Annotated in this window: 16 protein-coding genes; 12 read left to right on the top strand and 4 right to left on the bottom strand. The window is 55.7% G+C overall.

The genetic code is table 11. From position 1 onward, the window contains the following. Positions 1-51 precede the first annotated feature (51 nt). From rlmD to eno, 5 genes are all read left to right on the top strand, one after another. The gene (gene rlmD, locus FU672_RS18300) at positions 52-1,350 is read left to right on the top strand and encodes a 23S rRNA (uracil(1939)-C(5))-methyltransferase RlmD (protein ID WP_148244309.1); all 1,299 of its coding nucleotides are present in this window, start codon (positions 52-54) and stop codon (positions 1,348-1,350) included. 51 nt (positions 1,351-1,401) lie between these two features. Further along, on the top strand, positions 1,402-3,633 hold the full coding sequence (gene relA, locus FU672_RS18305) for a GTP diphosphokinase (RefSeq protein WP_148244310.1): 2,232 nt from the start codon (positions 1,402-1,404) through the stop codon (positions 3,631-3,633). A gap of 68 nt (positions 3,634-3,701) precedes the next feature. Then, positions 3,702-4,493, top strand: a complete 792-nt coding sequence (gene mazG / locus FU672_RS18310) for a nucleoside triphosphate pyrophosphohydrolase (protein ID WP_148244311.1) — start codon at positions 3,702-3,704, stop codon at positions 4,491-4,493. A 223-nt stretch (positions 4,494-4,716) separates the two neighbouring features. Continuing rightward, entirely contained in the window at positions 4,717-6,354 is a 1,638-nt protein-coding gene (gene pyrG / locus FU672_RS18315) for a glutamine hydrolyzing CTP synthase (RefSeq protein ID WP_063144726.1), read from the top strand. A gap of 82 nt (positions 6,355-6,436) precedes the next feature. Continuing rightward, positions 6,437-7,735, top strand: a complete 1,299-nt coding sequence (eno, locus tag FU672_RS18320) for a phosphopyruvate hydratase (protein WP_148244312.1) — start codon at positions 6,437-6,439, stop codon at positions 7,733-7,735. A gap of 54 nt (positions 7,736-7,789) precedes the next feature. On the opposite strand, the gene FU672_RS18325 is transcribed toward eno, so the two are convergent. Together FU672_RS18325 and FU672_RS18330 are read right to left on the bottom strand one after the other, a co-directional pair. Continuing rightward, complete coding sequence (locus tag FU672_RS18325) at positions 7,790-8,899, bottom strand: SDR family oxidoreductase (protein ID WP_148244313.1); 1,110 nt, start codon at positions 8,897-8,899, stop codon at positions 7,790-7,792. Between the two features lie 358 nt (positions 8,900-9,257). Next, on the bottom strand, positions 9,258-10,082 hold the full coding sequence (locus tag FU672_RS18330; protein WP_032660262.1) for a MurR/RpiR family transcriptional regulator: 825 nt from the start codon (positions 10,080-10,082) through the stop codon (positions 9,258-9,260). 165 nt (positions 10,083-10,247) lie between these two features. Here FU672_RS18330 and FU672_RS18335 point away from each other — a divergent pair, with 165 nt between their 5' ends. From FU672_RS18335 to queE, 3 genes are read left to right on the top strand one after another with little or no spacing between them, the layout of a single operon-like run. Next, a complete protein-coding gene (locus tag FU672_RS18335; RefSeq protein WP_148244314.1) occupies positions 10,248-11,807 on the top strand; it encodes a PTS transporter subunit EIIC in 1,560 nt (519 codons plus the stop codon). Further along, positions 11,807-12,514, top strand: coding sequence for an N-acetylmannosamine-6-phosphate 2-epimerase (locus tag FU672_RS18340; RefSeq protein WP_148244315.1), 708 nt, complete (start codon positions 11,807-11,809; stop codon positions 12,512-12,514). Before FU672_RS18335 ends, FU672_RS18340 begins: the two co-directional genes overlap by 1 nt. Before the next feature lie 54 nt (positions 12,515-12,568). Continuing rightward, positions 12,569-13,240: a 7-carboxy-7-deazaguanine synthase QueE gene (queE, locus tag FU672_RS18345; protein WP_148244316.1), complete on the top strand. Its 672-nt coding sequence runs from the start codon at positions 12,569-12,571 to the stop codon at positions 13,238-13,240. A gap of 86 nt (positions 13,241-13,326) precedes the next feature. On the opposite strand, the gene queD is transcribed toward queE, so the two are convergent. Further along, positions 13,327-13,689, bottom strand: a complete 363-nt coding sequence (gene queD / locus FU672_RS18350; RefSeq protein ID WP_148244317.1) for a 6-carboxytetrahydropterin synthase QueD — start codon at positions 13,687-13,689, stop codon at positions 13,327-13,329. Between the two features lie 306 nt (positions 13,690-13,995). Here queD and cysJ point away from each other — a divergent pair, with 306 nt between their 5' ends. The 3 genes from cysJ (at position 13,996) to cysH (ending at position 18,347) form a co-directional block, all read left to right on the top strand. Next, positions 13,996-15,801: an NADPH-dependent assimilatory sulfite reductase flavoprotein subunit gene (cysJ, locus tag FU672_RS18355; protein ID WP_148244318.1), complete on the top strand. Its 1,806-nt coding sequence runs from the start codon at positions 13,996-13,998 to the stop codon at positions 15,799-15,801. Then, entirely contained in the window at positions 15,801-17,513 is a 1,713-nt protein-coding gene (gene cysI / locus FU672_RS18360; protein ID WP_148244319.1) for an assimilatory sulfite reductase (NADPH) hemoprotein subunit, read from the top strand. The genes cysJ and cysI overlap by 1 nt, the downstream gene beginning before the upstream one ends. 99 nt (positions 17,514-17,612) lie before the next feature. After that, positions 17,613-18,347 (top strand): phosphoadenosine phosphosulfate reductase, encoded by a 735-nt coding sequence (cysH, locus tag FU672_RS18365; RefSeq protein ID WP_063146470.1) that lies wholly within the window; start codon positions 17,613-17,615, stop codon positions 18,345-18,347. Between the two features lie 71 nt (positions 18,348-18,418). Here the strand turns inward: cysH and FU672_RS18370 are convergent, their stop codons facing one another. Continuing rightward, positions 18,419-19,462: an aminopeptidase gene (locus FU672_RS18370; RefSeq protein ID WP_148244320.1), complete on the bottom strand. Its 1,044-nt coding sequence runs from the start codon at positions 19,460-19,462 to the stop codon at positions 18,419-18,421. Between the two features lie 237 nt (positions 19,463-19,699). Between FU672_RS18370 and cysG the strand changes: the two genes are divergently transcribed. Next, positions 19,700-21,058: a siroheme synthase CysG gene (gene cysG, locus FU672_RS18375; RefSeq protein WP_148244321.1), complete on the top strand. Its 1,359-nt coding sequence runs from the start codon at positions 19,700-19,702 to the stop codon at positions 21,056-21,058. Positions 21,059-21,061: the final 3 nt, after the last annotated feature.

Genomic DNA, 21,061 nt, shown 5'->3' on the forward strand with positions numbered 1-21,061 from the left:
CCGTTATGGGACAATTAAGATAATTATGTTTATGTGAGAAAAATCTCGGCGATGGCGCAATTCTACTCTGCAAAGCGACGCGTGACGACGCGTCAAATCATCACTGTTGAAGCCACGGACCTCGATCCGTTTGGTCAGGGAGTGGCACGTCACAATGGTAAGGCTCTGTTTATAACAGGTTTACTGCCAACAGAACGAGCAGAAATTACGCTGACGGAAGATAAACGCCAGTTCGCGCGCGGACAGGTTAAGCGTCGCCTCAACGATAGCCCGGAGCGCGTGAAGCCCCGCTGCCCACATTTTGGCGTTTGCGGGGGCTGCCAGCAACAGCATGCGAGCACAGAATTACAGCAAAAAAGCAAAAGCCGTGCGCTGGCGCGTCAGCTTAAACATGACGTTAACGAAATTCTCGCCGATGAGCCCTGGGGCTATCGTCGGCGCGCCCGCCTGAGCCTCAGCTATCAGCCAAAAACGGCGCGGCTGGAGATGGGGTTTCGCAAGGCCGGTTCCAGTGACATCGTCGATGTGAAGCAGTGCCCCATTTTGGTGCCCCATCTTGAGGCATTGCTTCCGGATGTGCGCACCTGTCTTTCCGGGCTGGACGGCGTTCGCCACCTCGGACATGTCGAACTGGTCATGGCCAACAATGGACCGCTGATGGTCCTGCGCCATACCGCGCCGCTGTCGAAAAAAGATCGCGAAAAACTGGAACGCTTTTCGCATTCCCACGACCTGGCGCTTTTCCTTGCACCACAAAGCGAGATACTTGAGCAGGTTACCGGTGAGGCGCCCTGGTATGCGTCAAACGGGCTACGCTTAACGTTCAGCCCGCGGGATTTCATTCAGGTGAATGATGGCGTTAACCAGCAGATGGTTGAGAAAGCGCTGACGTGGCTGGATGTTCAGAAAAGCGATCGGGTGCTCGATCTGTTCTGCGGAATGGGCAACTTCACGCTGCCGTTGGCGCGAAAAGCGGCCAGCGTTGTCGGCGTGGAAGGCGTTGAGGCGCTGGTGGCTAAAGGGCAGGAGAACGCACAGCAGAACGGCTTGCAAAATGTGACATTCTTTCATCAAAATCTTGAGGAAGATGTCACCCAACAGCCTTGGGCAAAACAGGGCTTTGATAAAATTTTGCTCGACCCGGCGCGTGCCGGTGCCCCGGGTGTGATGGCACATATTATTAAACTCGCGCCGAAGCGTGTGGTCTATGTTTCCTGTAACCCGGCAACGCTTGCCCGCGACAGTGAGGCATTAATCAGCGCGGGTTACCAGATTCAGCGTCTGGCAATGCTGGACATGTTCCCGCACACTGGTCATCTGGAATCGATGGTGTTGTTCGAGCACATATAATGAGTTTGGCTTGTCGACTTCGACAGGCCCAGGTCCCTAAAGGAGAGGACAATGGTTGCGGTAAGAAGTGCACATCTCAATAAAGCTGGGGAGTTTGACCCACAAAAATGGATCGCAAGTCTGGGAATTTCCAGCCAGCAGTCGTGTGAACGCTTAACCGAAACCTGGGCCTATTGTCTGCGCACCACGCAGGGGCATCCCGACGCCGATCTTCTTCTGTGGCGCGGCGTGGAGATGGTTGAAATCTTATCCATGCTGAACATGGACATCGAAACGCTGCAGGCCGCGCTTCTCTTCCCCCTCGCGGATGCGGACGTGGTCAGCGAAGACGTGCTGGGTGACAGCGTCGGGAAATCCGTCGTCGCGCTGATCCACGGCGTGCGCGATATGGCGGCCATCCGCCAGCTCAAAGCTGCGCACACCGATTCCGTCTCCTCAGAACAGGTCGATAACGTTCGCCGGATGCTGCTGGCCATGGTGGATGATTTCCGCTGCGTGGTCATCAAGCTTGCCGAGCGTATTGCCCACCTGCGTGAGGTGAAGGATGCGCCGGAAGACGAGCGCGTGCTGGCGGCCAAAGAGTGTACAAACATCTATGCGCCGCTGGCGAACCGCTTAGGGATTGGTCAGCTGAAATGGGAGCTGGAAGATTATTGCTTCCGTTATCTGCACCCGGCGGAATATAAACGTATTGCCAAACTCCTGCATGAGCGCCGTATCGACCGCGAGCACTATATCGAGGAATTTGTCGGCGGTTTGCGCCAGGCGATGAAAGAAGAGAATGTGCGCGCCGAAGTCTACGGTCGGCCTAAGCATATCTATAGCATCTGGCGCAAAATGCAGAAGAAACACCTCGCGTTTGACGAGCTGTTTGACGTGCGCGCCGTGCGTATCGTGGCGGAGCGTCTGCAGGACTGCTACGCCGCGCTGGGGATAGTACACACTCACTTCCGTCATCTGCCCGATGAGTTCGATGACTATGTCGCCAACCCCAAACCGAACGGCTATCAGTCTATCCATACCGTTGTGCTTGGCCCGGGTGGCAAAACGGTCGAGATTCAGATCCGCACCAAACAGATGCATGAAGACGCCGAGCTGGGCGTGGCCGCGCACTGGAAATACAAAGAAGGCACGTCCGGTGGGGCGCGTTCTGGACACGAAGACCGCATTGCCTGGCTGCGCAAGCTGATTGCGTGGCAGGAAGAGATGGCCGATTCCGGCGAGATGCTCGACGAAGTGCGCAGCCAGGTCTTTGACGACCGGGTGTATGTCTTCACCCCGAAAGGGGACGTTGTCGATCTCCCAGCGGGCTCCACGCCGCTCGATTTTGCCTACCACATCCACAGTGATGTGGGACACCGCTGCATCGGGGCGAAAATTGGCGGACGTATCGTACCGTTCACCTATCAATTGCAGATGGGTGACCAGATTGAAATCATTACCCAGAAGCAGCCCAACCCGAGCCGTGACTGGCTTAACCCTAACCTGGGTTACGTCACCACCAGCCGCGGGCGCTCGAAAATTCACGCCTGGTTCCGTAAACAGGATCGTGACAAGAATATCCTTGCCGGCCGCCAGATCCTCGACGACGAGCTGGAGCATATCGGGATAAGCCTGAAAGAGGCGGAGAAATTCCTGCTGCCGCGCTACAACTTCAACGAGCTTGACGAGCTGTTAGCGGCCATTGGCGGCGGTGATATCCGTCTGAATCAGATGGTGAACTTCCTGCAGGCGCAGTTCAATAAGCCAAGCGCGGCAGAGCAGGACGCGGCGGCGCTGAAGCAGCTGCAGCAGAAAACCTACGCGCCGCAGCAGCGCAGCAAAGACAACGGCCGCGTGGTGGTCGAGGGCGTGGGCAATCTGATGCACCACATTGCCCGCTGCTGTCAGCCGATCCCGGGCGACGATATCGTCGGCTTTATCACTCAGGGCCGTGGGATCTCAATTCACCGTTCCGACTGCGACCAGCTTGCCGAGCTGCAGTCGCATGCGCCGGAGCGCATCGTGGAGGCGGTCTGGGGTGAGAGCTATTCCGCCGGCTACTCGCTGGTGGTGCGCGTCACTGCCAACGACCGCAGCGGCCTGCTGCGCGACATCACGACCATTCTCGCCAACGAGAAGGTCAACGTGCTGGGCGTTGCCAGCCGCAGCGATACCCGCGAGCAGCTTGCCACCATTGATATGACCATCGAAATCTACAACCTGCAGGTGCTGGGCCGCGTGCTCGGCAAACTGAACCAGGTGCCGGATGTGATTGACGCGCGTCGTCTGCACGGCGGTTAAACACACTCTTCTGTAGGCCGGGTAAGGCTTTGCCGCCACCCGGCTTGTTTTTTTTAATGGAAAACACTATGACTCAAATCGACCGCCTGCTCGGCATCATGAAACGCCTGCGCGACCCGGAAAACGGCTGTCCGTGGGACAAAGAGCAGACTTTCGCCACCATCGCCCCGTACACCCTTGAAGAGACCTATGAGGTGCTGGACGCTATTTCCCGTGAAGATTTTGACGACCTGCGCGGCGAGCTGGGCGATCTGCTGTTCCAGGTGGTGTTCTATGCGCAAATGGCGCAGGAAGAAGGGCGCTTTAACTTTGACGATATCTGCGCTGCCATCAGCGACAAGCTGGAGCGCCGTCATCCCCATATCTTCGGCGATGCCACCGCAGAGAACAGCGCGGAGGTGCTGGCCCGCTGGGAGCAGATCAAAAGCGCCGAGCGGGCGGAAAAATCTCAGCACTCGGCGCTGGATGATATTCCGCTGAGCCTGCCCGCGCTGATGCGCGCGCATAAAATCCAGAAACGCTGCTCCGCCGTGGGTTTTGACTGGACCTCCCTCGGTCCGGTGCTGGATAAAGTGCACGAAGAGATTGATGAGGTCATGCACGAAGCGCAGCAGGCGGTGGTGGATGAAGCAAAGCTTGAGGAAGAGATGGGCGACCTGCTGTTCGCGACCGTCAACCTTTCTCGCCACCTGGGTGTAAAAGCGGAAACGGCCCTGCAAAAAGCCAACATAAAATTCGAACGACGCTTCCGCGAAGTTGAGCGGATTGTCGCCTCACGAGGCCTGGAAATGACCGGAATTGACCTCGAGGCCATGGAAGAAGTCTGGCAGGAAGTAAAGCGCCAGGAATCTGATCTCTAACGAGATTTTGCGATCAAGCGCAATTTGTGTGATTTTTTAAATGACAAGCGCTTGATTTGCGTCAAAAACATTTACCCAAAAGGGGCTATTTTCTCACTCCTTATGTTTGTCATGGCCTGGAATGGAGACGGAGAATGAAAGTTTGTGGCGCTCGCCGTGTTCGGGTATACTACTTTCCCGTCCTGGTTATTCCATCGTTTCACCCTAACTTCTCAGGTTCAGCATGACAACGAACTATATTTTTGTGACCGGCGGGGTCGTATCCTCTCTGGGTAAAGGCATTGCCGCAGCCTCCCTCGCAGCCATTCTTGAAGCCCGTGGCCTCAATGTGACCATGATGAAACTGGATCCGTACATCAACGTCGATCCGGGCACCATGAGCCCAATCCAACACGGGGAAGTGTTCGTTACTGAAGACGGCGCTGAAACCGATCTGGATCTTGGCCACTACGAGCGTTTCATCCGCACCAAAATGACCCGTCGTAACAACTTCACGACTGGCCGCATCTACTCCGACGTTCTGCGTAAAGAGCGCCGTGGTGACTACCTGGGTGCAACCGTTCAGGTTATCCCGCACATCACGAACGCAATCAAAGAACGCATTGTTGCGGGTGGCGAAGGCCACGACGTGGTGCTGGTTGAAATCGGCGGTACCGTGGGTGATATCGAATCCCTGCCATTCCTGGAAGCGATTCGTCAGCTGGCGGTAGATATTGGCCGTGAAAACGCGCTGTTCATGCACCTGACCCTGGTACCGTACATGGCCGCCGCAGGTGAAGTGAAAACCAAGCCGACTCAGCACTCTGTTAAAGAGCTGCTCTCCATTGGTATTCAGCCTGATATCCTGGTTTGCCGCTCCGATCGCGCGGTTCCGGCGAACGAACGTGCGAAAATTGCATTGTTCTGTAACGTGCCTGAAAAAGCCGTTATTTCAATGAAAGATGTCGATTCCATTTATAAAATCCCGGGCCTGTTGAAATCGCAGGGCCTGGACGATTATATTTGCAAACGATTCAGCTTGAACTGTCCGGAAGCTAACCTGTCTGAATGGGAACAGGTTATTTATGAAGAAGCCAATCCGGCAGGCGAAGTGACTATCGGTATGGTCGGCAAGTACATTGAACTGCCGGATGCCTATAAGTCAGTGATCGAAGCGCTGAAACACGGTGGTCTGAAGAACCGTGTCTCCGTGAACATCAAGCTGATTGATTCGCAGGATGTTGAAACGCGTGGCGTTGAAATCCTGAAAGATCTGGATGCTATTCTCATCCCTGGCGGCTTCGGCTACCGTGGTGTAGAAGGCAAGATCGCTACCGCGCGCTATGCGCGTGAAAACAATATTCCATACCTCGGCATCTGTCTGGGTATGCAGGTTGCGCTGATCGAATTTGCGCGCAACGTAGCGGGAATGGAAAACGCGAACTCTACGGAATTTGTGCCAGACTGTAAGTACCCTGTGGTGGCGCTTATCACTGAATGGCGTGACGAAGAAGGTAACGTCGAAGTCCGTACCGAGAAGAGCGATCTGGGTGGCACCATGCGTCTTGGCGCACAGGCCTGCCAGCTGTCTGACGATAGCGTGGTTCGCAAGCTGTATGGCGAGCCAGTCATCACCGAGCGCCATCGTCACCGCTATGAAGTCAACAACATGTTGTTGAAACCTATTGAAGCCGCGGGCCTGCGTGTTGCGGGTCGCTCCGGGGATGATCAGTTAGTCGAGATCATTGAAGTGCCAAACCATCCTTGGTTTGTCGCCTGCCAGTTCCACCCGGAATTTACTTCAACGCCACGTGACGGGCATCCGCTGTTTGCAGGCTTCGTGAAGGCCGCCAGCGACTACCAGAAGCGTCAGGCGAAGTAAAAAAAGTTAGAACGGCAACGCGTACCTTTGGTACGCGTTGTTTGTCTGGAGTTTTAGTTTAACTTGTACTGAGGAAAATCTAATGTCCAAAATCGTTAAAGTCATCGGTCGTGAAATCATCGACTCCCGTGGTAACCCGACCGTTGAAGCCGAAGTTCACCTGGAAGGTGGTTTCGTTGGTATGGCTGCTGCTCCATCAGGCGCTTCTACTGGTTCCCGCGAAGCGCTGGAACTGCGCGATGGCGACAAATCTCGCTTCATGGGCAAAGGCGTACTGAAAGCGGTTGGCGCTGTAAACGGTCCTATTGCTCAGGCAATCCTTGGCAAAGACGCCAAAGACCAGGCTGGCATCGACAAGATCATGATCGATCTGGACGGTACTGAAAACAAATCTAACTTCGGTGCGAACGCAATCCTGGCTGTTTCCCTGGCGAACGCCAAAGCAGCAGCTGCAGCGAAAGGCCAGCCACTGTTCGAGCACATCGCTGAACTGAACGGCACCCCAGGCAAATACTCCATGCCTGTACCAATGATGAACATCATCAACGGTGGTGAGCACGCAGACAACAACGTTGATATTCAGGAATTCATGATTCAGCCAGTTGGCGCGAAATCCCTGAAAGAAGCGGTACGTATGGGTTCTGAAGTGTTCCACAACCTGGCTAAAGTTCTGAAAGCTAAAGGTATGAACACTGCTGTGGGTGACGAAGGTGGCTATGCGCCAAACCTGGGTTCTAACGCAGAAGCACTGGCTGTTATCGCAGAAGCCGTAAAAGCTGCTGGCTACGAGCTGGGCAAAGACATCACCCTGGCGATGGACTGTGCAGCATCTGAATTCTACAAAGACGGTAAATACGTTCTGGCTGGCGAAGGCAACAAAGCGTTCACCTCCGAAGAGTTCACTCACTTCCTGGAAGACCTGACCAAACAGTACCCAATCGTGTCTATCGAAGACGGTCTGGACGAGTCTGACTGGGATGGTTTCGCATACCAGACCAAAGTACTGGGCGACAAAATTCAGCTGGTTGGTGACGACCTGTTCGTAACCAACACCAAGATCCTGAAAGAAGGCATCGAGAAAGGCATCGTTAACTCCATCCTGATCAAATTCAACCAGATCGGTTCTCTGACCGAAACTCTGGCTGCGATCAAAATGGCGAAAGACGCTGGCTACACCGCTGTTATCTCTCACCGTTCTGGCGAAACTGAAGACGCTACCATTGCCGACCTGGCTGTGGGTACCGCTGCAGGCCAGATCAAAACCGGTTCTATGAGCCGTTCTGACCGTGTTGCTAAATACAACCAGCTGATTCGTATCGAAGAAGCGCTGGGCGAAAAAGCACCATACAACGGTCTGAAAGAGATCAAAGGTCAGGCATAATTGCTTAAGCCTTAAAATGAAAATGCCAGTCGAATGACTGGCATTTTTTTTGGACTATTTAAAATCGACCGCCATTTGTTCCGGAATGGTTAGCCCCTGGGTGGTTTGCACGCAGCGGGCGATGTAATCCGTAAACCGGGGTGGCTTCGGCATCCCCATGCTCAGCAGCTTATCGTTGCTGAAGCGCACGTTAAGCGTGGCAAACGCACCGTATAAACGCATGGCTTTCAGCATCAGACGTTCGTTGCACGGGCCAAAAATATGTTTCAACTCGCGGCGCATTCTGACCAGCGTTTCGTAGCTGACCTGCGCATATTTATCACCGACGGGGGCTTTCTCCAGCGCCTGCGCCATTGCCTGATCGATATCCGCAAAGCGAACGCTGTTCTCTTCTCCCGCAGAAATGTGTACTACTTCTCCCGGACGAGCGTTGCTGTTGAGCAGCATTAACATCGCGTCGGCGCAATAATCCACCGGAACAACGTCGATCCGGTCTTCCATTGAGCACATAAACTTTTGCAGCATCAGGCCCATGCTAAAGACCCAGAAAATGCTGCTCGACGGCGTGCAGCCATGACGGGTATGGCCGACGACGATGGACGGACGGGCGATGAGCAGCGGCAGGTTCGGACACTCCTGGCGCATCAGCTGTTCGATGGTTGACTTCGAAAACGTGTATTCCACCAGGTGTTCAGCATTCTCTCTGAATTCCGCACTTTCGGCGACCAGTGAATCCTGCTCCGGCGTGCATGACATCGCGGTGCCGACGTGGAGGAAACGCTGCAGTCCTGTGACCTGCTCCATACGGCGCGCCAGCGCGAGCGTACCTTCAACGTTGACCTTCCAGATCAGCGGGTTATTACCAAATGAGGCGACGGCCGCACAGTTAACGACATGCGTGACCCGATCCAGACGGGGATCGTTCAGAAAGGCTTCAGGCTGGCTGAGGTCGCCAATCAGGATATTATCCACATTCAGGGAGGCCAGTTTGTCCTCTGGAACGTTAAACTTGCGCATGTTCTCCTGCACGCGCTCCAGCCCGCCCTGCGGATCGCTGGCACGCGCAAGCAAAAGGAGTTTTACGGATTGATCGTTGGTCAGGATTTTTTCAAGAACTGCACCGCCCAGAAATCCGGTCACGCCTGTAATCAATAACATCTTCATTAATACCGTCTCATTATGATTGATGAGGCGGATTGTAGGCGCGCAAAAGTAAACGGCATTTAAATAATAAATCGCCGAAACCGACAGCATCTTAAGCTTATTTTAAGGAAAGGAAATCGGGTGGAGATATTGGACATTACTGTAAGGGTAAAAATTCACTCTATTAAAATTTAAATTTTAACCTATTGAATTTAATGTTTTTTATAGGTTCACCCTTGAGTAGCGAACTTAATTCAAAATGTAATAAATATAATAATTTGTTACATCAAACATTTACCAAACAAATGATTTAAACACCACTTAACTAAAATCAGACGATATAAATCGCAGGCCGATTTATTTAGCCTGCGAATGATTTTCAGAGCAAGAGAGGAAGCGTGGCGCTGGCTGTTTGTTGGCTAACGTCGCCGTAATGGCCATCCAGCGCAATCATGGACGTAGTCAGCAGCTCGACCAGCAACATGACCCCAACCTTAGCATTGAGTGCGCCTGCGCTAAGGGGACCCTCTGGTTTGGCGGCAACCAGCTGCATGTCGCTCAGGGACGCCAGCGGGCTGCGGGGCGTATTGCTGAGTGCCAGAACCTTAACGCCGCGCTTTCGGGCAAGCTTCACCACGTGGAGTAAATCCCGCGTTGAACCCGAGCTGGAGATGGCCACGACCAGGGTCTCTTTCGAAAGCGTTGTCGCATTCATGGCTGCGCGGTGCATATCGCTAAACAGCTGTGCGGGTTTGCCCAGCCGCAACAGCTTGTAATGCAGATACTCCCCGAGGATCGCGCTGGCCGCGACGCCATAAATCTGTACGGATTGCGCCTGGTGCAGCGCCAGCGCCGCCTTTTCAAGCAGCGTGCGGTCGAGGAGTCTGGCGGTATCCTGCAAAGCCTGCACCGACTCATCCACGACGTTATCAATCTCATCCCCCGCCTGACGCGCGGGCTGGCCCTGCTGAATATCCAGCGCAAGCGCCATTTTAAATTCGTTATAGCCTTTGCAGCCCAGCGTCCGGCAAAGACGCGTGACGCTGGCCTCGCTGGTGTGGCTCTCGCGCGCCAGTTCAGTGATCGTCAGGTAGAGCACCCGGCCAGGATCGCTGAGGACAAACTCGCCGAGTTTTTGTTGCGTTGGGCTGTACCCGGAAGCCTCCTGGCGGAGCTTCAGCAGCAGATTTTCATGGTCCGACATGCCACGTCCTTAATGTGTTTCGCTGCGACTAGTGTGGCGGAAAGGAGGGGAAAGATGCCAGTCATTTTGAAAAAGTATGATCGGCTTCCTGGTTTATGATGATAATTTTCACTTAATAATATTTATGTGGTAAAAATTTTCACCACTTAACGGGGAGATGAAAAAATGATGCAAATGTTCAGTGGCGCTTCTTCGGGAGGATGGTTTGAAAAAGCGCAGCGCTTTGGTAAATCCTTTATGCTGCCGATCGCCGTGTTGCCAGCGGCGGGTCTGCTGCTGGGGATAGGCGGCGCGCTATCGAATCCCAATACGCTGGCGGCTTATCCCTTTTTAGATGTGGGCTGGCTGCAGGCCATTTTCACCATCATGAGCAGCGCAGGTTCAATCGTCTTTGCGAACCTCTCGGTGCTGTTTGCGGTTGGGGTTGCCGTCGGGTTGGCAAAAAGCGATAAGGGCACGGCCGGGCTGGCGGCGCTACTCGCGTTTCTGGTGATGAATGCCACCATCAACGCGCTGCTGATCCTCACCGGCAAACTGGCGCATGAGAATCCGGGCGCTGTGGGGCAGGGCATGACGCTGGGGATTCAGACGCTGGAAACCGGCGTGTTTGGCGGCGTGGTCATTGGGCTGGTGACCTGCGCGCTTCATCATCGGTTCAATAAAATTGCGCTTCCGCAGTTCCTCGGGTTCTTTGGCGGCTCGCGCTTTGTCCCCATAATCAGCTCGCTGGCGGCGATACTCGTCGGCGCGCTCATGACCGTAGTCTGGCCGCATTTTCAGAAATTGATTTTTGGTCTCGGCGGGCTGGTGGATGCTACCGGTTATCTGGGCACCCTGCTGTACGGCTTCATTTTACGCATGCTGGGCCCGTTTGGTTTGCACCACATCTTCTATCTGCCGTTCTGGACCACCGCGCTTGGCGGCAGTGAGATTGTTAACGGTCACCTGGTTGAGGGCACTCAGCGGATCTTCTTCGCCCAGTTGGCCGATCCCACAACGCGTCAGTTTTACGAAGGTACGTCACGTTTCATGTCCGGGCGCTTTATTACGATGATGTTTGGCCTGCTCGGCGCGTGTCTGGCGATGTACCACACGGCAAAACCGGAGAACAAAAAGCGCGTTGCCGGGCTGCTGCTCTCTGCGGCGTTAACCTCGTTCCTGACCGGGATTACCGAGCCTATCGAGTTCTCCTTCCTGTTTATTGCGCCGGTGCTTTACGTTATTCATGCGCTGTTTGACGGCCTGGCGTTCATGCTCGCACATATGCTGCATATCACCATCGGCCAAACCTTCTCCGGCGGTTTTATCGACTTCGTGCTGTTCGGCATTTTGCAGGGGGAGGCCAAAACCCACTGGATGTTCGTTCCGCTGGTCGGCGTGCCGTGGTTCTTCCTTTACTACTTCACCTTCCGCTACCTGATTAACCGCTTCGATTTTGCCACGCCGGGTCGGGAAAAGGAGGCGATGGCCAATGAGGTGACCTTCTCGCAGAGCGAGCGCGCCGTTGCGGTGATCGCTGGATTAGGCGGAAAAGACAATCTGGAAGAGGTGGACTGCTGCGCCACGCGTCTTCGCGTCACGGTTAAGGACGGCAGCAAAGTGAATGACGCGGCGCTGAAAGCCACCGGCGCGCGCGGCGTTATCGTACGCGGTAACGGTGTTCAGGTCATTTATGGTCCGCACGTCACGATTATCAAAAACGAAGTGGAAGAGATCTTATCGTAATGAAAACTGTACTGGATAACCTGAAGGGAAAACTGGTCGTCTCCTGTCAGGCGCTGGAGAATGAACCGCTGCATAGCCCGTTTATTATGTCGCGGATGGCGCTGGCGGCGGCGCAGGGCGGGGCTGCTGCCATTCGTGCCAACAGCGTGGTGGATATCGAGGCCATTAAGCTGCAGGTGTCTTTGCCGGTCATCGGCATCATCAAACGGGATTACCCGGAAAGCGAGGTGTTTATCACCGCCACGATGAAAGAGGTGGATGAGCTCATGACCGTCTCTCCAGAAATCATTGCGCTTGATGCGACGGCGCGGGAGCGTCCCGGTGGGGAATCCCTGGAAACACTGGTCACGCGCATCCGCTCGCGCTATCCCGCGGTACTGCTGATGGCAGATATTTCCACCGTGGGCGAAGCCGTGACGGCGCAGGCGCTTGGCTTTGACTGCGTCGGCACCACGCTTTACGGCTATACGGCGGAAACGGCGGGCCATTCGCTTCCTGAGAACGACTGCGCTTTCCTGAAGGCTGTGCTGGCTGCCGTGACGGTTCCCGTGATTGCCGAAGGCAACGTGGATACGCCTGAACGCGCGGCCAGGTGTCTGGCGCTGGGCGCGCATACGGTCGTTGTCGGCGGCGCGATCACCCGTCCACAGCAAATTACCGAGCGTTTTATGGCGGCGATTGGCGCGCAAAGCACCGATGGAGCATGACCATCCGGCGGGGATCTGCGATACTAATCGTTTATCCCCTTTACTGAGATGACTATGCAGTACCCGATTAACGAGATGTTCCAGACCCTGCAAGGCGAGGGTTACTTTACCGGCGTTCCCGCTATTTTTATTCGTTTACAGGGATGCCCGGTTGGCTGTGCCTGGTGTGATACCAAACATACGTGGGATAAGCTCGCAGATCGGGAAGTGTCGCTGTTTAGTATTCTGGCGAAAACCAAAGAGAGCGATAAGTGGGGCGCGGGCAGTTCAGAAGATCTGCTTGCCATTATTGGTCGTCAGGGCTGGACGGCGCGCCACGTGGTGATCACCGGCGGTGAACCCTGCATCCACGATCTGACGCCGCTGACCGAGCTGCTCGAAAAGAACGGCTACAGCTGCCAGATTGAAACCAGCGGCACCCATGAAGTGCGGTGTTCACACACTACCTGGGTAACGGTATCGCCAAAGGTGAATATGCGCGGCGGGTATGACGTGCTGTCTCAGGCGCTGGAACGCGCGGATGAGATTAAGCACCCGGTAGGGCGCGTGCGTGATATCGAAGCGCTGGACGAGCTGCTGGCAACGCTGGCGGATGAAAAACAGCGCGTGATTGCGCTACAGCCGATCAGCCAGAAAGACGACGCGACGCGTCTGTGCATTGAAACCTGCATAGTGCGCAACTGGCGCTTATCGATGCAGACGCATAAGTACCTGAATATTGCATAAAAAAGCCCGGTGGCGCTAGCGCTTACCGGGCCTACAGTTCGAGGCTTTTGTAGGCCGGGTAAGGCGAAGCCGCCACCCGGCAAGCATCACTCTCCGCGATACACGCAGCCCGCCGTGCAGGTCTCTTTGATCATCACTGCGCTCAGCAGCGGTACCTGTGGTTTCATCTGATCCCAAATCCATTTTGCCAGCACTTCGCTGGTCGGGTTTTCCAGCCCTGGAATGTCATTAAGATAATAGTGATCCAGACGATCGTAGGTCGGCTTAAACGCGGCCTTCAGCTCGGCAAAATCCATGATCCAACCGGTATGCGGATCAACTTCACCGGTGATCTCAAGACGCACCATAAACGAGTGCCCGTGCAGACGGCCGCATTTATGCCCTTCTGGGACATGCGGAAGGTGATGGGCGGCTTCGAAGGTGAAATCTTTAAACAGTGTGGTGGACATGATCGCTCTCAGTAATGCGGAAAAAACCGCCGCATAGTACCGGAAAGCACAATTTTTAGCATTAACTAAAACGGCTCTGAAGCCTGGCGTCTCGTTAACAGGCGTTTTTTGTTGTTTTTATCTATAATTTTCAGAGGGTTAATTAATCGGTTTTATCGCTAAGTATGACAACTAAAACAGGTTAGTCCATTTGGTTATTTATTATTTCCATCCCTTCTTTAATTGTTATTATCCTCGCCGTTAACCTTATCTTCAGTTTGGATTTATTCGCTTAAAGTCCGCTTGGCTACTGGAACATAACGACGCATGACAACACAGGCCCCACCTTCAAATTTGCTTCCCCTGAACCCGGAGCAACTGGCGCGCCTTCAGGCTGCCACCTCTGATTTTTCTCCCACTCAGCTTGCCTGGGTCTCCGGTTATTTCTGGGGAATGCTCAATCAGCAGCCGGGCGCTGTGGCGGGTGCACCGGTAACGGCCGTTGAAATTCCGGCCATTACCCTGATTTCCGCCTCGCAGACGGGCAATGCCCGCCGCGTGGCCGAGGCGCTGCGTGACGACCTGCTGGCCGCCAAACTGAACGTGAACCTGGTCAACGCCGGGGATTATAAATTCAAGCAAATCGCGTCGGAAAAACTGCTGGTGGTAGTGGCCTCTACGCAGGGCGAAGGTGAACCCGCTGAAGAAGCGGTGGCACTGCATAAGTTCCTGTTCTCGAAAAAAGCGCCGAAGCTGGATGGCACCGCGTTTGCCGTCTTTGGCCTGGGCGATACCTCCTATGAATTCTTTTGCCAGTCCGGTAAAGACTTCGACAGCAAGCTGGCGGAGCTGGGCGCGGAGCGCCTGCTGGACCGCGTTGACGCGGATGTTGAATACCAGACCGCCGCCGCCGAATGGCGTGCGCGCATCGTTGAGGTGTTGAAAGCGCGCGTGCCGAAAGAGACGTCGGCGCAGGCCGCGTTCACCGCGACGGGTGCCGTCAACGACATCCACACCAGTCCGTACACCAAAGAGGCGCCGCTGACGGCGAGCCTGTCGGTGAACCAGAAAATTACCGGACGCGACTCGGAAAAAGACGTGCGCCATATCGAAATCGATCTGGGCGACTCTGGCCTGCGCTATCAGCCGGGCGATGCGCTCGGTATCTGGTATCAGAACGATCCGGCGCTGGTGAAAGAGCTGGTTGAGCTGCTGTGGCTGAAGGGTGACGAGCCTGTCACCGTTGACGGCAAAACCCAGCCGCTTTCTGACGCGCTGCAGTGGCATTTCGAGCTGACGGTGAATACCCCGAATATCGTCGAAAATTATGCCACCTTAACGCGCAGCGAATCCTTGCTGCCGCTGGTGGGCGACAAGGCGAAACTGCAGCATTACGCCGCGACGACGCCAATTGTCGATATGGTGCGTTTCTCTCCGGCTCAGCTGGATGCCGATGCGCTGATCGACCTGCTGCGTCCGCTGACCCCGCGCCTGTACTCCATCGCCTCTTCGCAGGTCGAAGTAGAGAGCGAAGTGCATGTGACCGTCGGCGTGGTGCGCTACGACATCGAAGGCCGCGCCCGCGCGGGTGGGGCATCAAGTTTCCTGGCGGATCGCGTGGAAGAAGAGGGTGAAGTGCGCGTCTTTATCGAGCACAACGACAACTTCCGACTGCCGACGCACCCGGAAACCCCGGTCATCATGATTGGCCCGGGTACCGGCATTGCGCCGTTCCGCGCCTTTATGCAGCAGCGCGCGGCAGACGGCGCGCCGGGTAAAAACTGGCTTTTCTTCGGCAACCCGCACTTTACTGAAGATTTCCTCTACCAGGTTGAGTGGCAGCGCTATGTTAAAGAAGGCGTACTGACCCGCATCGATCTGGCCTGGTCCCGCGACCAGAAAGAAAAAGTCTACGTACAAGACAAACTGCGCGAACAGGGCGCAGAGCTGTGGCGCTGGATCAATGACGGTGCCCACATTTATGTCTGCGGCGACGCCAATCGCATGGCGAAAGACGTTGAGCAGGCACTGCTGGAAGTGATTGCCGAATTCGGCGGTATGGATGCCGAAGCGGCGGATGAATTTTTAAGTGAGCTGCGCGTTGAGCGCCGTTATCAGCGAGATGTCTACTAATGAGCGAAAAACATCCAGGGCCACTGGTGGTCGAAGGTAAACTGACAGACGCCGAGCGCATGAAGCTGGAAAGCAACTATCTGCGCGGCACCATTGCTGAAGATCTGAATGACGGTCTCACCGGCGGTTTCAAAGGCGACAACTTCCTGCTGATTCGCTTCCACGGTATGTACCAGCAGGACGATCGCGACATCCGCGCCGAGCGTGCTGAACAGAAGCTGGAGCCGCGTCATGCGATGCTGCTGCGCTGCCGTCTGCCGGGCGGGGTGATCACCACTAAACAGTGGCAGGCCATCGACAAGTTTGCGGGTGAAAACACGATTTATGGCAGTATTCGCCTGACCAACCGTCAGACCTTCCAGTTCCACGGCATTCTGAAGAAGAACGTGAAGCCGGTGCACCAGATGCTGCACTCGGTCGGGCTGGACGCGCTGGCGACCGCCAACGACATGAACCGTAACGTGCTTTGCACTTCGAATCCGTATGAGTCCGAGCTGCACGCCGAAGCCTATGAGTGGGCGAAGAAGATCTCTGAGCACCTGCTGCCGCGCACGCGCGCCTATGCAGAGATTTGGCTCGATCAGGAAAAAGTCGCGACCACGGACGAAGAACCGATCCTTGGCCAGACCTATCTGCCGCGTAAGTTTAAAACCACGGTCGTTATCCCACCGCAGAACGATATCGACCTTCACGCCAACGACATGAACTTCGTGGCGATTGCCGAAAACGGCAAGCTGATTGGCTTTAACCTGTTGGTGGGCGGCGGCCTGTCCATTGAGCACGGTAACAAGAAAACCTACGCCCGCACCGCGAGCGAGTTCGGCTTCCTGCCGCTGGAGCACACGCTGGCTGTGGCGGAAGCGGTAGTGACCACGCAGCGCGACTGGGGCAACCGTACCGACCGTAAAAACGCGAAAACCAAATACACCCTGGAGCGCGTGGGCGTTGAGACGTTCAAAGAGGAAGTGGAGCGTCGTGCGGGCATCAAGTTTGAGCCGATCCGCCCTTACGAATTCACCGGTCGCGGCGATCGCATTGGCTGGGTGAAAGGTATCGATAATAAATGGCACCTGACGCTGTTTATTGAAAACGGCCGTATTCTGGATTATCCGGGCCGTCCGCTGAAAACCGGTCTGCTGGAAATTGCTAAGATCCATAAAGGTGAGTTCCGCATTACCGCTAACCAGAACCTGATTATTGCCGGCGTGCCGGAGAGCCAGAAGGCGAAGGTCGAGAAGCTGGCGCGCGATCATGGGTTGATGGATGCGGTTAAACCGCAGCGTGAAAACTCGATGGCCTGCGTGTCGTTCCCGACCTGCCCGCTGGCGATGGCCGAAGCGGAACGTTTCCTGCCGTCATTTACTGACAAAGTGGAAGCGATTCTGGAAAAACACGGTATTCCGGACGAGCATATTGTTATGCGCGTCACCGGTTGCCCGAACGGCTGCGGCCGCGCGATGCTGGCCGAGCTGGGTCTGGTGGGGAAAGCGCCGGGGCGTTACAACGTGCACCTTGGCGGCAATCGTATGGGGACGCGCATTCCGCGTATGTACCGTGAAAATATTACGGAACCGGAAATTCTCGATTCCATCGACGAGCTTGTCGGGCGCTGGGCGAAAGAGCGCGAAGCGGGTGAAGGCTTCGGCGACTTTACGGTGCGTGCGGGCATCATTCGCCCGGTGCTCGATCCCGCAAGGGATTTCTGGGAATAACCCATCCTTTGCCCGGTGGCGCTTCGCTTACCGGGTCTACGGGTTTTGTAGGCCGGGCAAACGCAGTGCCGCCCGGCAAAACAGGCAAACGAGGTTCTTATGTCCGTACTCGATCTAAACGCCCTTAATGACCTGCCAAAAGTCGAACGCATTCTGGCGCTGGCAGAAACCAATGCCCAACTGGAAAAGCTGGACGCCGAAGGGCGCGTGGCGTGGGCGCTGGAAAACCTACCTGGAGACTACGTGCTGTCGTCGAGCTTTGGTATTCAGGCGGCGGTCAGTTTGCACCTGGTGAATCAGATCCGTCCGGACATTCCGGTGATCCTCACCGATACCGGCTACCTGTTCCCGGAAACCTACCAGTTTATTGACGAGCTGACGGACAAGCTCAAGCTGAACCTCAAAGTTTACCGCGCGACGGAAAGCGCGGCCTGGCAGGAGGCGCGCTACGGTAAGCTATGGGAACAGGGCGTTGAGGGCATTGAGAAATACAATGAGATCAACAAAGTTGAGCCGATGAACCGGGCGCTGAAAGAGCTCAATGCGCAGACGTGGTTTGCGGGGCTACGCCGCGAGCAGTCCGGCAGCCGTGCAACCTTGCCGGTGCTGGCGGTCCAGCGCGGGGTGTTTAAAGTGCTGCCGATAATCGACTGGGATAACCGGACGGTGTATCAGTATCTGCAAAAACACGGGCTGAAGTACCATCCGCTGTGGGACCAGGGCTATCTGTCGGTTGGCGACACGCACACCACGCGCAAATGGGAACCGGGAATGGCGGAAGAAGAGACGCGATTCTTTGGGCTGAAGCGCGAGTGCGGATTGCACGAAGGGTGATTCCTTATCCTCCCTCTCCCTGTGGGAGAGGGTTGGGGTGAGGGCATCAGGCCGCGCTATGCTTAAAAACCTCAGGCTTTCCCCGCTTTCGCCAGCTCCTTCACCAGCGGCAGCATCACCTTCACCACATCACGGCTGCGGTGTTCAATCCGCTGCGGCAGCGCGCTATCAATGTGCTGCTGATTATCCAGCATCACGTTGTGCCAGCTTGTCCCGTCCGGGAAGGCTTTCGATTTAGCCCGCTGCTGATAGCCATCTTTCTTGCCCAATCCCCAGTTTGTCGCTTCCACGTACAGCACCGGAATGCCCGCTTTATCGAACACTTCCCCGTCGTTGCAGCAGCCTGTTCCTCGCGGATAACCCGGGTTACCGCCGGGGTTGCTGGTGGCATAAACCCCATGGCTGCGGGCAATCGCCAGCGCCCGGTCACGCGTCAGTTTCCGCACGGTACCCGGCGTACTCTGCCCGCTGTTGAAATAAAGCTTATCGCCGACGATCAGGTTATCGAGGTTGATCACCAGCAGCGTATTTTTCTTCTCCTCAGCACTCATGCGTTTAAGGAGATTCTCAGCGCCGAGTTTGCCCTCTTCTTCACCGCTGGTGGCCACGAAACGAATACCATACTCGGTTGGAATATCTTTCATCCGCTCGGCCAGTTCGAGCATCACGCCCAGGCCTGCCGCGTTGTCGTCCATGCCCTGCAGCGTCAGCCCGCCGAGGTTATTATCCGTATCGGCATCGCTCATCGGGGCGTAGGTATCAAGGTGCGCCATAATAATAATCTGTTCAGCCGCGCTACCTTCATGCGCCGCGATAACCGTACTGCCGGTCACGTTATGCCAGTTTTTCGTTTTATTTCGTGAGGTATAGACGTAGCGGCTGTGAAACGACCGGATGTCGCTCTGGTAGCCCATGTCGGCAAACTGCTGGCGAAGATAGTCCGCGGAGAGCATCTCCGCAGGCGAACCGGTCATGCGGCCAGGGAAGACGGTGGCAATATGCCGCGCCTGCATAGTGGCGATTTCACCATAAGGTTGGTTTTTTGCCTGAGCCGGAAGAATAAAGCAAACGCCGAGCGCCAGGGCAGCAATACGGTGGCGCGTTGCGGAAAACATAGTGAGTCCTTAAAAAAAGAGCAAAATAATAACCCGCTTAGTATGAAACTGTGATCGTCCATACACAATTTGAATTGCTCTTAAATGCCCGAAATTGCGCGTGTTAAGCACTTTTTGGTATTAGCTTTTTCACGGCGTTATTCCATTGAGTAACTACTCATTCCAATTCGTAATTTCATTCGGTCTAAGCCGCCCCCTATAGTCCCTTTATTCCTCGTTGTTAGTGAGTTGTTGCTTGTGGACTATCTGCCCTTATTTGCCGCGATAAAAGAGAAGCCGGTGCTGGTTGTTGGCACGGGTGACATTGCCGATCGCAAAATCGCGTTTCTGCAGCGCGCAGGGGCGCAGGTGCGGGTAGTAGCAGAAGCGGATTTTGACGAATCACAAATCGACAGCGTCGTGCTGGTGATTGCGGCGACCGAAGATCGCGAACTGAACCGGCGGATTTCCGACGCCGCTCAGGCTCGTTACCGCCTGGTGAACGTGGTGGACGACCAGTCTTTATGCTCGTTTATCTTCCCGTCGATCGTTGACCGTTCGCCGCTGCTGGTGGCGATCTCCTCCGGCGGTACCGCACCGGTGCTGGCGCGCGTGCTGCGTGAAAAAATTGAAGCGCTGCTGCCAACCAGCCTTGGGCGCATGGCGGAGAAAGCCAGCTACTGGCGCAACCATCTGAAAACGCGCCTGACCAGCGTGACGGAACGCCGTCGCTTCTGGGAACGCGTGTTTCGCGGCCGCTTTGCCAGCCTGATGCATGCCGGTAATGAGACGGCGGCGCAGAAAATCCTCGAGGACGAACTGGATAACCCCGGCAGCACGGGCGGGGAGATCATTCTGGTGGGGGCAGGGCCGGGCGATGCCGGGCTTCTGACGCTGCGTGGCCTGCAGGTGCTGCAGGATGCGGACGTGGTGTTCTACGACCATCTGGTCACCGACGGTGTGCGCGAGCTGATCCGTCGCGACGCGGAGCAAATCTGCGTCGGCAAACGGGCTGGCGAGCACTCGGTGCCGCAGCACGACACCAACCAGATGCTGATTGACGCCGCCAAAGCGGGTAAAACCGTGGTTCGCCTGAAAGGGGGCGATCCGTTCATCTTTGGTCGCGGCGGTGAAGAGTTGCAGGCGGCAGCCGAAGCGGGCGTACCGTTCCAGGTGGTGCCCGGCATTACGGCGGCCTCTGCGGTAACGGCTTACGCCGGTATCCCGCTGACCCACCGCGATTACGCCCAGAGCGTCACCTTTGTGACCGGCCACTACAAGGCCGACAGCACGCCGTTCGACTGGTCGCATCTCGCCCAGAGCCGCCAGACGCTGGCGATTTACATGGGCACGATGAAGGCGGCGGACATCAGCGAACAGCTTATTCAGCACGGTCGCGAGGCGACGACGCCCGTTGCCGTCATTTCTCGCGGCACGCGCGTCGATCAGCACGTTGCGACGGGTACGCTGGAACATCTTGCAACCCTGGCGAAAGACGCCCCGATGCCCGCCCTGATCGTGGTGGGAGAAGTGGTGCAGCTGCACAGCACGCTCGCCTGGTTCCAACACACAACCGATACAGAAGGCTTTGGTTCTTCTGTCGTAAATTTGGCTTAAGGA

The organism is Enterobacter asburiae (assembly GCF_008080435.1).
Taxonomy (GTDB): domain Bacteria; phylum Pseudomonadota; class Gammaproteobacteria; order Enterobacterales; family Enterobacteriaceae; genus Enterobacter; species Enterobacter asburiae_C.

What these genes read in the sequence shown, in the direction of transcription:
- rlmD (WP_148244309.1), top strand. Translation starts at nt 52, where the DNA reads ATGGCGCAATTCTACTCTGCAAAGCGACGCGTGACGACGCGTCAAATC.
- relA (WP_148244310.1), top strand. Translation starts at nt 1,402, where the DNA reads ATGGTTGCGGTAAGAAGTGCACATCTCAATAAAGCTGGGGAGTTTGAC.
- mazG (WP_148244311.1), top strand. Translation starts at nt 3,702, where the DNA reads ATGACTCAAATCGACCGCCTGCTCGGCATCATGAAACGCCTGCGCGAC.
- pyrG (WP_063144726.1), top strand. Translation starts at nt 4,717, where the DNA reads ATGACAACGAACTATATTTTTGTGACCGGCGGGGTCGTATCCTCTCTG.
- eno (WP_148244312.1), top strand. Translation starts at nt 6,437, where the DNA reads ATGTCCAAAATCGTTAAAGTCATCGGTCGTGAAATCATCGACTCCCGT.
- FU672_RS18325 (WP_148244313.1), bottom strand. Translation starts at nt 8,899, where the DNA reads ATGAAGATGTTATTGATTACAGGCGTGACCGGATTTCTGGGCGGTGCA.
- FU672_RS18330 (WP_032660262.1), bottom strand. Translation starts at nt 10,082, where the DNA reads ATGTCGGACCATGAAAATCTGCTGCTGAAGCTCCGCCAGGAGGCTTCC.
- FU672_RS18335 (WP_148244314.1), top strand. Translation starts at nt 10,248, where the DNA reads ATGATGCAAATGTTCAGTGGCGCTTCTTCGGGAGGATGGTTTGAAAAA.
- FU672_RS18340 (WP_148244315.1), top strand. Translation starts at nt 11,807, where the DNA reads ATGAAAACTGTACTGGATAACCTGAAGGGAAAACTGGTCGTCTCCTGT.
- queE (WP_148244316.1), top strand. Translation starts at nt 12,569, where the DNA reads ATGCAGTACCCGATTAACGAGATGTTCCAGACCCTGCAAGGCGAGGGT.
- queD (WP_148244317.1), bottom strand. Translation starts at nt 13,689, where the DNA reads ATGTCCACCACACTGTTTAAAGATTTCACCTTCGAAGCCGCCCATCAC.
- cysJ (WP_148244318.1), top strand. Translation starts at nt 13,996, where the DNA reads ATGACAACACAGGCCCCACCTTCAAATTTGCTTCCCCTGAACCCGGAG.
- cysI (WP_148244319.1), top strand. Translation starts at nt 15,801, where the DNA reads ATGAGCGAAAAACATCCAGGGCCACTGGTGGTCGAAGGTAAACTGACA.
- cysH (WP_063146470.1), top strand. Translation starts at nt 17,613, where the DNA reads ATGTCCGTACTCGATCTAAACGCCCTTAATGACCTGCCAAAAGTCGAA.
- FU672_RS18370 (WP_148244320.1), bottom strand. Translation starts at nt 19,462, where the DNA reads ATGTTTTCCGCAACGCGCCACCGTATTGCTGCCCTGGCGCTCGGCGTT.